Origin of the sequence: Halegenticoccus soli (assembly GCF_002844195.1) — an archaeon.
GTDB classification, from domain to species: domain Archaea; phylum Halobacteriota; class Halobacteria; order Halobacteriales; family Haloferacaceae; genus Halegenticoccus; species Halegenticoccus soli.
The window spans coordinates 407,745-419,961 of the sequence record NZ_PEND01000003.1 but is presented as its reverse complement, the minus strand read 5'-3'; the positions used below and the strand labels follow the sequence as shown (position 1 = coordinate 419,961).

Below are 12,217 nucleotides of genomic sequence, written 5' to 3'. Positions count from 1 at the left end.
AGCGCTCACGACGTCGGCGTGGCAGCCTTGATTTCGAGTCGGTCTTTGAAGAAGACGAGTTCCTTGTTGGTGTGGTCGTAGAGCTTCGCTTTCCCGTTGAGGACGGTCGTGAACAACCACTTTAGGAAACGACCACGACGGTTGTTCGGGAAATCCATCCAGACGGCGTGTGACATCCGGGTTCCATCCTCGGTCTCTTCGAGTCGAATGGTGCCGCCCTCGGGGATCCGAACGGTGACGTGGCCGCGAAGGAGAGGATAGTACGCTGTCCCCGTCCAGACCGCCACGTTGGGATAATCGATGTAGGGGAACCGACCATGCAGATCGGCGTACATGCCGGCGACCTCTTCGCGCTGGTGGAAGGTTGCTCCTTCCCGCGGGCGGTTGTCGGGCGTGTCGTATTCGAGCCCATAGTGTTCCTCGGGATTCGACGCCGTCCAGTGGACGGGGTCAGTCACGTACTCCCAAATCTCAGAAGGGGTGGCATCGATGACGATTTCGGCTTTGTCGGTTACGTACATTGGATGGCCTCCAGCTCGTCTCCTATCGAGCGAAGACGTTGTACAGCCACGCGAAGAGGTACACGAGGACGAAGCTGATGACGGCCGCCTCGATCATGCCAGCAACGGTCCCGACGACCGTCGGTTCGAAAAACATATGCCACTGCTGCATCATCTCGACCGCACCCTCGTAGACGCCGATGGCTCCGAACACGCCGAGCAGGAGCATTACGACGGCAGACACGAGTGCCGCAGCTCCGGCGAGTGCCAGTGCGTCAAAATGCATCACGTCGGAGGTCGTTCCCATCTCGTACGGTTCTTGGTTGGTGGTAGCAGTACTCATGTGTAGAGATACATCCGACTGGTTCAATTGGTTTGCTGCTTAGAATCGAGCGTACACGCCGCATCGGCGATTTCGATCAAGAATACCGGATGGATAGAAGATACGGCGGCGATGTCGAGACGGGATTTCGAGACGAGTACTCGTGACATGACCGGACTATTCTACAGTAGGAACACTACTCTCCGGAAGAAGAGCAGTTACCGGCGTAGAAAACAACGATTGGAGTTGCTGATACGTTCGTAATGTCGGTATAGAGGCCCTCTGGCTTAGCATTCGTAAGAACAACTATCAAAACCGATGGCGGTAAAGATCTAGACATGCAAACTGCCCTCGTCGACGGCATCCTCGAGTCGTTGCGGATCGGCGTCGGCTTCCTCTGGACCGCCGCGTGGGCAATCGTCATGGGACTCGTCATCACGAGTCTCGTCCAGGTCTACGTTTCCAAGGAACGGATGGCCAAGGTCCTCGGAGAGGAAAATCTGAGTGGACTCACGAAGGCGACGGTATTCGGTGCTGCGAGTAGCGGCTGTAGCTTCGGGGCTGTCGCTATCGGGAAGGGCCTGTTCAAGATGGGGGCGCACGCAGTGAACGTCCTCGCGTTCATGTTCGCCTCGACGAACCTCATCGTCGAGCTCGGCCTGATGATTCTGATTCTCCTCGGATGGGAATTCCTCGTCGCCGAACTCCTCGGTGGCCTCATCCTCATCGCCGTAATGGCGCTGCTCGTCCACCTGACGCTCCCTGAGAATCTCTTCGATCAGGTTCGGCAAGAGCTGAACCACCACGATCAGGAGCACGGTATTACCGAGGATCCGACCTGCAGGATGGAGGGCAAAGACGAGTACTCGCTCGTGACCGACGGAGGCGAGACGCTGAAGTTCTGCTCGCCGGGTTGCAGGGAAACCTATCAGCAAGAGGCCGCCAGTAGCGGCGGGTGGCGCGACGAACTCCTGTCGTGGGGCGGGTGGTACAAGCTCGGCAACCAGTACCGCAAGGAGTGGTCGGTGCTCTGGTCCGACGTCATCGCGGGATTTCTCATCTCTGGATTCATCATCGTGTTCGTCCCACAGTGGGTCTGGAATACACTGTTCCTGCAGGGAGACGGGCTGCTGGTGACCGCCGAGAACGCGGTCATGGGCGTGACGATCGCCGTCATCAGCTTCGTGGGAAGCATCGGCAACGTCCCGTTTGCGGTCGCACTCTGGGGCGGCGGGGTCAGCTTCGCGGGGGTCATCACGTTCGTCTACGCCGATCTCATCACGATCCCTGTGTTGAACGTCTACAGGAAGTACTACGGGGTCTACGTGATGGCCTACATCCTCGCCGTATTCTTCGTGACAATGGCGTTTACCGGCTTTCTGATGGAACTCTTCTTCGACGCGCTAGGAATCGTCCCGAACCTCGCCGGCGGGGAGACGGCGAGCGAGCAGCGGTACTTCAAACTCGACTACACGTTCTACCTCAATCTGCTCGCGTTCGCACTCTCGGGATTTCTTTTTTACGTCTACCGGCAAGGACTTGGCGCACCTGGGGAGTATCGAGATCCGGTATGTGGGATGCGGACCGACACCGACCAGCCGCGTGCTGAACAAGCGCCTTCTATTCAGCACGACCGTCAGAAGCTATCATTGATATCGAATTACACCTCATCCTAAAACTAACAGAGCAGGTGATGTGGGTTTACGAAGCTCTCCTGCCCAAGATGCATCCATACTTGACTAACCCACACCTCCCCCTCCAACTCAATGTGGGTTAGGAGAGAAACATCCCATATCACCCTCACTCGACGTAACAACAGTTTCTCGACCTCCCAGCCGACCAACAGAGACTCAAGACTCATCCTCCCGCCGATCACTCACCCACACCACACACTGCTGACGATTATATCCGTTGCTGGTGTACCTTCTCAGTGATGACCCTCTTTGACCTCAGTGGCTTCCAGCGAGACCTCTTGATCGTCATCGCCGGCCACGACCAGCCCTCAGGCCAACAGATCAAAACAGACCTCGAAGACGCCTGCACCGAGGAAACCAACCACGGCCGATTGTACCCCAACCTCGGCATCCTCGTCGGCAGGGGCTACGTCGAGAAGGGGCTGATTGACCGGCTTTTCTGACTATTTCTAAAATTAGATAAGGAAGAATGCTCACTCCAGTGCTCGGACATTCGATGCACCACACGCGTCGCAAGCAGCGGCCTGAATGTCGGCTTCTGGCGAGTCGAACGTTGCCTGGCAGACGTTGCATTGATACTGGTACATCTCTGGATCTTTACTGCCCGTTACCCACTTCTTTAGCCGCTCTGTGAGTGTCATGCTATCGTTCCCCATGATTTGGCTACTGCAATGAACTGTATGAATCTTTCGCGGCGTCACAGACAGAGGCCTGAGAAATCAGTCAGAGATCTGAATTTGTAAGACTATTTCTCTGGACCGCCTCTCTTAGTCATATTCAGACCGTCAAGTGATGCGGCCGGACGTATTTAACACCATGAGTGAATTCCTCATCACACCATGCTGTGAGTACGACCCAACATCGAACGCATGATCCCGGACTCCTCTCATGAGAGAGTTACCTTCAGAGGCTGACGAAACGGCCTGGCGTGGGTGGTGAGAACTCAGTCTGTCCATCATCACGAAACGGCCTCGCCGTTTCGACTCCTCTATCATTCAGAGCGAGAAAAATGTCAGCTATTTTCCTCGATTTCGGTTTCGGTCTCTACCTGTCTGTTCTCTGTGCCATCCTTGATAGTGAGCTGTGCGTCTTCCAGTTTGTCTTGAGCATCGTGTAACTGGTTATGTTCTTCTTGTAACTTCTCAATTTCTCTGTTCAGTTGTTCGATTTCTTGTTTATGTCGTTCAACCTCTTCTCTTTTTTCTTGGATTCGGTCTTCGATCTCGGAGACACGGTTGACTGACTCTTCAAATACCTTCCCAATCGCATCGTATGCCTCAGCAAGGAACTGCTCCGAAGGGGGTGATTCGTCGAGCTCTTCTACAAGGTCATTAGACTCATCTCGTGTTGATTGTGGGGATTGAGAGTCTTTGTTCCAGAGCATGTGGTCTGTTAACGACCAGTAGTACAAAGTCCTAATGCCCTCCATCCCAGTACCGGTACTCTTTACAGGGAGAATCCTACTGTTTACCGCGGGTGCGAATCCAATAGGCACAGAGGATACACCGTCGGTAGCTGGCCGTAATTTACACGTTCAAGGGAGAGCGTGAAGGGACGGGTTTTACTATCTCTTCACTGGTGGTCATTGAGAGAAACGACCCGTCTCCCATGAATGCCTACAGTGTCTAGGATGGCGGTGACCGTCTTGTACGATCCCCACACGTTGTTGCTGCCGATTGGTTGTCCTCTAAAATCGCAGTTTGTATCGTACAGCGGTATGTTGTCCCGTCTTCATCAGGGAGCCGGACTGGCTTGTCGATTCCGAGCGGATCCACGACCAACTGCAGGTGCACGGCGAGCTGTGAGCGCTCACCGTCTTGTATGTGGCTAGTAAACCAGTCGTCAATCTTGGTATTATCCAGTGTGATGGAAATCGTCACATCTCGAGTCTCACCAGGCAGTATGAGCTGCTCATTGTTTGGCGATTCGAGGGTTAACACACCAGACTCCGACGAAAACAACCGCACATCATTCGCGTCTACATGGAACCGCAGCCCCATTGGTTCTACCACCAGTGGAACGGTATCACTGGGATTTCGAATCGTAAAGTGAAACAACACCGTCGTTTGGTTCCGATCAACGCGTCCCCAACTCGCATTCGCATTTTGCACGTCCGCACCAACTGTCACTGTGCGCTGGAAATTCCCAAAGCGTAGCTGTTGTGTCCGTGTGTGAGTTCCTTCGGTTCGATGTGCTGTCCGTGAGAGTGACTCACGAATTGGTTCCTGATTTTCAAACTGCGTGTGTGACGCGGATAAGCGGTCGTATGTCCAATTTTTGAACGGGGTAGTGATTCGAACCCTACCGTGCGCGTTTGCGTGGATGGTCTCGTTCGCTCGAAGATAGGTTACCCACCATGCCGAGAGCCGATCCGTTCGCAGGTATGTCGTTTGTGTCTGTGTCGTGTTTCCACGTGGAAGATCAACTCTCTCTCGACTTCCTTCTGCAAGGGTAACACTATTGAGTGTGAGAGAATAATTGAGTCGGAGCGCCTTGCCAGTAGAAAGGTCAATTGGATACGGGTTTTCGACCCAATATGCGGTATGAATTTCAGCGTGGTGCTCAGTGGTGTCTCCCCACTCCCCGATGTCCTCCACCCCCGCTGATGGATAGGCGACCGCCCCGGAACTCATAGCCGCATAGCCGATTACGGCGATCCCCAAGAGAAGTAGAATACCAATAAGCTGGCGTTTTATCGGTTTCATGGGCTACGCATAATCCTCAAGCTGGCGTCTTGTCACTACCATGTCTTCGTGAGTTCGGCTTTCCAATGGGCGGTACGTGTGGAGACGATTTTCTGTCGTCTTAGTTTCCCGATTTGGGTGAGTGCGCTCGGTTTTTCTGAGCTCCGCTGAAAGTCACTACTTCTTGTTTATTTGTATGAGATATAAACGCCACGGCTGACGGTCTGGCTCTCGGTTTGCCATGAGTAGTCCTGTCCTGGCTGCCGGGACCACAGGAATCTTGCGGATGCTCTCCATAGCGCTGAGCGCTTCAATGGTAGTACAAACGCCTCCTGCACAGACGATGCCCCTTCAGAATAATCTCTTTAACCCACAAACCATTCTATCGGACTTCATCATCCCTGCAGCGATATTCATCGTGACGCTCATCGGTGTCTACCTGCTAGGACGAACCATTCTCATTCCTCTTGTCAGCCGTGTTCTCGACCGCCAGGGACATGATCCCTCGGTCAAGAGCCTCGGTGAAAACATCGCAGGGATCGCAGTGTGGCTAATCGCGATCGCCGTCGCGTTCACCGTCGCAGGCTTTGGGAGTGTGATTGCTGCATTCGGTGTCTTTGCGGGCGCAATAGCGCTCGCGGTCGGCTTTGCAGCACAAGACATCCTCAGCAATTTTGTCGCGGGAATTTTCATCCTCAAGGACAAACCATTTCAAGTCGGTGACTGGGTCGAACAGGGTGACATCGTCGGCCGTGTCGAGGACATTGACCTCCGCGTAACACGGATTCGTACCTTCGACAACGAACGAATCACCGTTCCGAACTCTGAACTTGCAAACAACCCCCTCACGAATCCCGTTGCGTACGACACACTCCGCCAGAAGTTCGTCTTCGGCATCGGCTACGAGGACGATATCGACCACGCCAAGGACGTCATTTTGGAAGAGGCCGAGAAGATCGATGGCATTCGCTCCGATCCGCCGACCTCAATCCGTGTGACTGAACTCGCAGACTCTTACGTTGGGTTACAATCCCGCTTTTGGATTGGTGAGCCGAGTCGGAGCGATCTCGTGCGCGTGCAGTCGGACTTCGTCCAAGCAGTGAAAGAGCGATTTGATGCTGAGGGCATCGATATGCCCTATCCCTACCGGCAGCTCACCGGTGACTTGACACTCCGTACTGGTGACGAGCCGTTGAGCACTGCACTTCAAGATGGCGGGTCTGGGCTGGAAGAACAGGGAGATAGGTAAGGGCGGCGGTCTTTCTCACAACGAGTTTTGGCGGTCAGTCACTTCTTTGGTTTCCAATCGATCTTCAGAGAGATCGATTCACGCTTTCCTCGTAGACGCGCCGATCGTTCTTGAACGGTGATTTCGTAGTTGAGCTTCTTTCGAGGAGAAAGCGTTACGTCCTTATTGTTGACAGTGACAGTGGCTTCGTCTTTTTTGTGAAGCTCTTGAGCGAGCGCTTCGAGCCGTGTTGCAACTTCTTTTCGGGACAGTTTTTCTTTATGCTGGGTTTTCTCGGCCATGATCCTCCTCCGACTCTTATGATACTGTGACCTTCATTTTATCCAAAGATTGCTGAGACATCCGCAGAGAATTACTCCGTACGTACCTCTCTTGCTTGGTATCATCTGTGCTTGTAGATCATTGAGGGATACCTAGGGAAATTGACCAATACCGTCGAGAGACCGATCTCGCCTCACCTCGAGCATCACAGGGAATACTGGAAAATCCCTTTGTCAGAGTGAAAACTGAGCCCTCACAAGACAGCGAGCCTACGTAATCCGGACTTGCTTATCAACGTAGTAGATATAGCCGCGGCTGTGCAGAATAGTCAATAATGCCTCCGCAGATTTCTCGCCAAACTCGGACGCAACCACTGAGCGAGCTCGATCATAAGGGAGTTCACCACCTGCGTTCTCGACCGGAGACCGAAGCACTTCAAGCGCCTCTTCCGCCCGCGGCGGCAGTGGTGTTCGAGGATTCATCTACCGGAAGTTGCAGGACGAACGGTAAAAAGTCTCAGTCAGACGTGGCTCTCAGACCGTGTCTCTGAGGCGTCCAGAAGCATTGCATGCACGACCGTCCCATTTTCGTCGAGAGAAAGCGGTTTGCCTGCGATTCGATTACTGAGCGTATGCCGACCGCATGGACGTACTGAACGCACGTGACGAAGGCTGATCCGACAAATCACACCCCAACAGTGACACCTACCAAGACTCATTGACATGGGCACGGACGCGATCATCATCGACGGCACAACAGCCGTCACTGAGCGGCGTGTCCACTCGCTGCTCGACGACCTCTCTCTCTCCGAGATGGAAATTCCCGTCTCCATCGAACCAACCTACCGCCCTACCGAGCTCCCAGACGATCAATTACGATGAAGTGTCTACTGCGACGGTCGATCGTCTCGAAGAGGGGGACGCTGTCGTGCTCGTCGAAGTGGACGACGAGATCGCTAACGAAATCCTACTTGATGAAGAGCAGCTTCCGGCGGACACCGAGGAAAGCGATGTCCTTGAAGTGGTTATTGCGGACGGAAAGGAAGTTGATCTTGAGTCTGGTCCGGAAACGACCGCCCAGTGTGAGCAAGCCATTCGGGAGCGGTGTGATCGCCTCTTCAGAAGGCCCGACGACTCACAGGAGTAGACTCGCTTCGAAATGGTGCGGGAGGTCGTTTCCCCCGATTCCCCCGGCACACGTTGACACACCAAACTCCTCTGGGGCCGAACCCCGTGTGGGGATCATTCTCACCATACATATATTATTCTCTCAAAATAGGATGAAAGTAAGATTTCGAGAGAGTTTAATATAGTGGACGATATCGTGAAGATGAACGTGCTCAGAGGCACCTCGAGGACGTTCACGGTTTGACACACCACCATCTCCCCCTTTTGATTGTACTCTCACTAGGTCTCTGTCATCGCGAAGTACTGCAAGGAAGACTCCGTAAGTTAGCCCCCCGAGAAGCTCCAACCCGCCGTTAAACTGGTATTCTAATCCCCTGACTGTAGTGGAGTCGTGACGTCCTCCCGCGCCTAAAGGCACGGTTCTCCCACGCTCACCAACGGGCGGTTCGTTGGGATGGTTACGGTTTCCGGTCCGACGAACCGGTGGAGGTGCCACGCCTCCGTTACTCCTCTCCTGGACAGGACTCGGAGTTACTTAGGTATTTTCTGTCGGTCCGTGTCCCACGGGCTTACGTTTTGATGAGGCAAACACCGAGTCAACTGCCAGTTTGTGGGGCGTCGAGATGTGACGGGGAAACCGGCACGTCGACATGTGAGTAGACGCCCGTGGGGACCTCACTCTGCCGATTCGGGCGTTTGACCGGATGAAGACGGCGATTCATCCACGCCGTGAACGGCGTGGGATTCTCGCCTGGAATTCCTGTAACCTGGTCTAGCTTCTTCTCTGCGCTATGACTGCATAGACAGAGAGCGCCAAGAGCAACCCAAAGACGACTCGTATCCAGGCGGTAACCGACAGAGCCGCAAACGCGCCGATTTCGAAGTACGAACCAATGATACTCACGAGTCCGCCACCACTCACCAGTGTATACACTCGCGGGGGAACTGCCTCAATTGCTGATCGATCGTCGCCTTGCTCTCGTTTGACCACTTCGTCAGCAAGCTCGGCCACGTGAAGCTCGCCGTCGTTGGCAGCGAGTGCCTCAACTATCGCTCTTGAGCGCTCGTCGGCCAACACCTCCGAGAGTGTCTCTGTTTGTGCCTCCGCTACGTGCTCTGATTCATCGACCGAATCTCGGTGATCAGCCACGGTAGTCCGCCTGCTCGTTCGATTCTCTGCCCCGAAGTAATCGGCCGAAATATGCCTGTGCTCGGGCTTGGGAATCCGAAGTGTGTCCTTTTGGATATCCATAGGGTGCCTCTCTGCGTATATGTGAGCCTCGCTCTGGTGTAGCAATTGCCCCAACCAAACAACCGCTGATATTGGGCTCAATCCAACCCAGCAGTCCTTTACTGGGATAACGTTCAGAGCGTCTCTCTTCACACACTTCAAAGTATCGGCTTACTCCGTCCAGTACCTGGACGTGCAGTTTCCCCTCACATCGTTCAACAGACAGTTGCTTTCGGTGTACTCCAACTTCGGAGCTCTGATCACATTTGGCTCTCGTCTGTGAACCTGCTAGTCGTCTCGGTTCTCATCCCTTGAGTCAGTCAGAGATTCTAAGAGGGTTACAGCATCTTCAAATCGGGGTCCTGGCTGGATACTATCGGTCTCTTGATCCCACTCGATGATCCCTGCGGCATCAAGTTGTGGAAGATCGACCGAGGAGAGTTCCTTTACTACGCTCTTGGACGGTGGGACCTCCTCGGAGGTTCCCTCATCGCTACCTCGTGGATAAGGGAGTGAATCCACAAAGCGAGTCAGACATCGGAATGGAAGACGATAGACTGTGTCGGTATCGCTCGGTGTTTCTTCGGACTGTCCATCAGTATCTCGGGTGGTCATGAGCGGGGATTGTATTCGATTGGTGAACGGGGGTAGTGTCGTTGAGACAACGACACCGAACTGCTCTTCACCGTCTCGTTTTCATGAGTGTACAGGCAAGTACCTTTAGTGCGATATATAGGACCTTTGTATGTGATTCTTTCAGATGGAACTAAAGGCTTGCGCTGACTGACCCACCTATGAGACTGAGGGACGGACTTCCACAGCGATACTCACTACAGCATGCCAAAATGCTGGTGCCATGTTAAACCCTCAAGCCACTCCGCTGAACCCTTCGACGTTGACGGGGTGCATCTCAACGACGAGTCTCGGTGTCTATGGTGCAGTACCGAGGCGCAATCGTTTGAGGAGTGGCTTACCACAGCCTCAGAAATATTCGCCTGGGTCCATCCGACGTTCCGCGATCTCTCAGCCTAAGTTTTCATAGACTCTCTCTGGGTGACTCACAGGTCGTTCACATCGGTGGCCGCCACACCTATGCCACTCTATGACATAGGACTACGTTGGGAGCCACCAGGCCTGAGTTTCCCGTGCCGTGAAGGGCGTGGTGGTTCCCTCGTCGCATTGGACACACGAGGCCAGTAGCAGCATGACCGGGCTGTCATGAGCGTAGCCACGGAAATTGTGCCACTGGCCTCACACTTGATGATTGTCTCATCGGTAACATCGTCTCCTTGTCGGGGAGCTCCTAGAGAACCAAGCACCCGCTTTCTACGCGCGTCACACCCCAGTCGGGCTTCGTCTCCGAGCGACAATTGCAGAGACAGAGAGCGTCAGCAAGAGTCCAAAGATCACGCCTGCTCACGTACTGACTGAGAGTCGCAAAGACGCCGATACTGAAATACGAGCCAAGAATGCTCACAACACCTCCTCCGCTCACAAGCGTATACACCCACGCCGGAACCACGTCAGCTGGGCCCCACTGATGGCCAGTCTGCTCTCGTTTGATCACCTCATCAGTGAGCTTAGAGAGGCCCAGCTCTAGTTCAAGAATGGGAGGCACCAGAAGCGAGAAATTCCTGGTAGCAGAGTCCCTCACGGGCATGTGTCGAAATTTGATAGAAAACGTATTCTTCCCAAGTACGAGCCCCTCGAAGAAGGGCTTGTATTCCCAGCCTTTGTACCTAATGAAAATAATCCCGTAGAGACCACTATCATGACGAGGCCAATCAAGTACCAGTGCGTCGATTGTGACTGGTCTGTCCGGAGAGACGGTCGGTCTCCAGAGGAATTTTCGAAGCGCGCCATTCAGCACTTCGTTGAGACAGGACACGCTGTCATTGGCGTGTGGCCGGAGGAAACCGACCCGCCTCCTAGCCAGATTGACCCAAAATCGCCGCTATGAGCTATGGAGAGGCAACGCTCACCTTATAGGTCTCTCTTCGTCGGAACAAACTGGTTGCACGCGAGTAAAGATTGACCCCGACGAATCACTTCCTGGCGGTGACACCTACGCAGCGCTCGTTGACACGGGCACAGACGCACTCATCATCGGCGGCACAACAACCGTCACTGAACACCACGTCCAGTCGCTTCTTGACGATCTCTCTCCCTCTGACTTGGAGCTCCCCGTCTACATTGAACCAACATACCGTCCTACCGAGCTTCCGGACGACCGCTTCACGGGCTATCTAATCCCACTCGTGCTGAATGCAGGCGATGTGACGTGGCTTACGGGCGCGCACACAACCTGGGTTCGGACGATAGAATCTATCGACTGGGAGCACACCCACATCGAAGCGTACATCGTGCTCAATCCAGCATCTGCCGTTGCCACCGTGACGCAAGCAACGTGCGATCTCACTACCGCAGAGATTGCCGCTTACGCACAGGTCGCCGAGCAACTCCTCGGCCAGGACATCATCTACCTCGAGTACTCTGGAACCCTCGGTGATCCGGCCCTCGTCGTTACAGTACAAGAAGCACTCTCTTCGGCAACGCTCTTCTATGGAGGTGGGATCGACGAGTACGACTCGGCGTACGAGATGGCAACGGTCGCTGACACGGTCGTTGTCGGCGATCTCGTCCACGAACACGGTGTCGCAGCCCTCGAAGAGACGGTACGTGGAGCACACGACGCCAAACAGCACGCGACGTCTGTCCAACTATCACAACCTTCCCGACCGCGACCTAGAGTCGGTTCTCAACACGTAGCTCACCAAACGGGTGAGCGACTATTGCTTACGTTGGCAAGTTCCTTGATCGTGAACGGTAACTCCTGGGCGTCAACGAGGTGTCGGAAGACATCGTCGGCTGTATCGAGTCCGAATATCTTCGCGTCGCCGGGGTTCGCTTCGAAAGAGACGTTTATACCTTGTTTCGTCTCGTCGGACACTGTCCGATTCTGTGCATCGAGGTATAACTACCAGGAGCCTCGACATCCACTAGCAGAAGCTCACGACCTTATACCAGCACGGTTCGCATAAAACTGGCACTCGAAGGTCGAAGACGGAGCATGAGTGCGCACCATGCCATGTGCTTATGAGGATTGCTCGTGTGGTCCCGTCCAGCACGATGAGTGAGACTCACACTGA

11 protein-coding genes and 1 pseudogene are annotated in these 12,217 nt (G+C 54.2%); 6 read left to right on the top strand and 6 right to left on the bottom strand.

Annotated elements, in window-relative coordinates:
• Positions 1-5 precede the first annotated feature (5 nt).
• On the bottom strand, positions 6-521 hold the full coding sequence (locus CNO20_RS10545) for an SRPBCC family protein (RefSeq protein WP_101296079.1): 516 nt from the start codon (positions 519-521) through the stop codon (positions 6-8).
• A 22-nt stretch (positions 522-543) separates the two neighbouring features.
• Positions 544-843, bottom strand: coding sequence for a hypothetical protein (locus tag CNO20_RS23810; protein ID WP_233204119.1), 300 nt, complete (start codon positions 841-843; stop codon positions 544-546).
• A 317-nt stretch (positions 844-1,160) separates the two neighbouring features.
• Here CNO20_RS23810 and CNO20_RS10535 point away from each other — a divergent pair, with 317 nt between their 5' ends.
• Both CNO20_RS10535 and CNO20_RS10525 read left to right on the top strand, forming a co-directional pair.
• Entirely contained in the window at positions 1,161-2,498 is a 1,338-nt protein-coding gene (locus tag CNO20_RS10535) for a permease (protein ID WP_101296078.1), read from the top strand.
• Between the two features lie 257 nt (positions 2,499-2,755).
• Positions 2,756-2,950, top strand: a pseudogene (locus CNO20_RS10525) (PadR family transcriptional regulator); the annotation flags it as partial.
• 578 nt (positions 2,951-3,528) lie between these two features.
• Here the strand turns inward: CNO20_RS10525 and CNO20_RS22615 are convergent.
• Entirely contained in the window at positions 3,529-3,900 is a 372-nt protein-coding gene (locus CNO20_RS22615) for a hypothetical protein (RefSeq protein WP_143423193.1), read from the bottom strand.
• A gap of 1,613 nt (positions 3,901-5,513) precedes the next feature.
• Here CNO20_RS22615 and CNO20_RS10520 point away from each other — a divergent pair.
• Complete coding sequence (locus CNO20_RS10520) at positions 5,514-6,449, top strand: mechanosensitive ion channel family protein (RefSeq protein ID WP_233204116.1); 936 nt, start codon at positions 5,514-5,516, stop codon at positions 6,447-6,449.
• Between the two features lie 38 nt (positions 6,450-6,487).
• On the opposite strand, the gene CNO20_RS10515 is transcribed toward CNO20_RS10520, so the two are convergent.
• Positions 6,488-6,730 (bottom strand): amphi-Trp domain-containing protein, encoded by a 243-nt coding sequence (locus CNO20_RS10515; protein ID WP_101296074.1) that lies wholly within the window; start codon positions 6,728-6,730, stop codon positions 6,488-6,490.
• A gap of 702 nt (positions 6,731-7,432) precedes the next feature.
• Here CNO20_RS10515 and CNO20_RS22995 point away from each other — a divergent pair.
• Positions 7,433-7,591, top strand: a complete 159-nt coding sequence (locus tag CNO20_RS22995; protein ID WP_158237398.1) for a hypothetical protein — start codon at positions 7,433-7,435, stop codon at positions 7,589-7,591.
• 1 nt (position 7,592) lies between these two features.
• A complete protein-coding gene (locus CNO20_RS22990) occupies positions 7,593-7,856 on the top strand; it encodes a DUF3006 family protein (protein ID WP_269844136.1) in 264 nt (87 codons plus the stop codon).
• A 753-nt stretch (positions 7,857-8,609) separates the two neighbouring features.
• Here the strand turns inward: CNO20_RS22990 and CNO20_RS10500 are convergent.
• Both CNO20_RS10500 and CNO20_RS22985 read right to left on the bottom strand, forming a co-directional pair.
• Positions 8,610-9,221 (bottom strand): hypothetical protein, encoded by a 612-nt coding sequence (locus tag CNO20_RS10500; RefSeq protein WP_143423192.1) that lies wholly within the window; start codon positions 9,219-9,221, stop codon positions 8,610-8,612.
• Between the two features lie 1,150 nt (positions 9,222-10,371).
• Positions 10,372-10,956: a hypothetical protein gene (locus CNO20_RS22985; protein ID WP_158237395.1), complete on the bottom strand. Its 585-nt coding sequence runs from the start codon at positions 10,954-10,956 to the stop codon at positions 10,372-10,374.
• Here CNO20_RS22985 and CNO20_RS24340 point away from each other — a divergent pair.
• Positions 10,943-12,109, top strand: a complete 1,167-nt coding sequence (locus CNO20_RS24340; RefSeq protein WP_394337253.1) for a geranylgeranylglyceryl/heptaprenylglyceryl phosphate synthase — start codon at positions 10,943-10,945, stop codon at positions 12,107-12,109. The genes CNO20_RS22985 and CNO20_RS24340 overlap by 14 nt on opposite strands.
• The last annotated feature ends 108 nt before the right edge of the window (positions 12,110-12,217 follow it).

What these genes read in the sequence shown, in the direction of transcription:
- CNO20_RS10545 (WP_101296079.1), bottom strand. Translation starts at nt 521, where the DNA reads ATGTACGTAACCGACAAAGCCGAAATCGTCATCGATGCCACCCCTTCT.
- CNO20_RS23810 (WP_233204119.1), bottom strand. Translation starts at nt 843, where the DNA reads ATGAGTACTGCTACCACCAACCAAGAACCGTACGAGATGGGAACGACC.
- CNO20_RS10535 (WP_101296078.1), top strand. Translation starts at nt 1,161, where the DNA reads ATGCAAACTGCCCTCGTCGACGGCATCCTCGAGTCGTTGCGGATCGGC.
- CNO20_RS22615 (WP_143423193.1), bottom strand. Translation starts at nt 3,900, where the DNA reads ATGCTCTGGAACAAAGACTCTCAATCCCCACAATCAACACGAGATGAG.
- CNO20_RS10520 (WP_233204116.1), top strand. Translation starts at nt 5,514, where the DNA reads ATGGTAGTACAAACGCCTCCTGCACAGACGATGCCCCTTCAGAATAAT.
- CNO20_RS10515 (WP_101296074.1), bottom strand. Translation starts at nt 6,730, where the DNA reads ATGGCCGAGAAAACCCAGCATAAAGAAAAACTGTCCCGAAAAGAAGTT.
- CNO20_RS22995 (WP_158237398.1), top strand. Translation starts at nt 7,433, where the DNA reads ATGGGCACGGACGCGATCATCATCGACGGCACAACAGCCGTCACTGAG.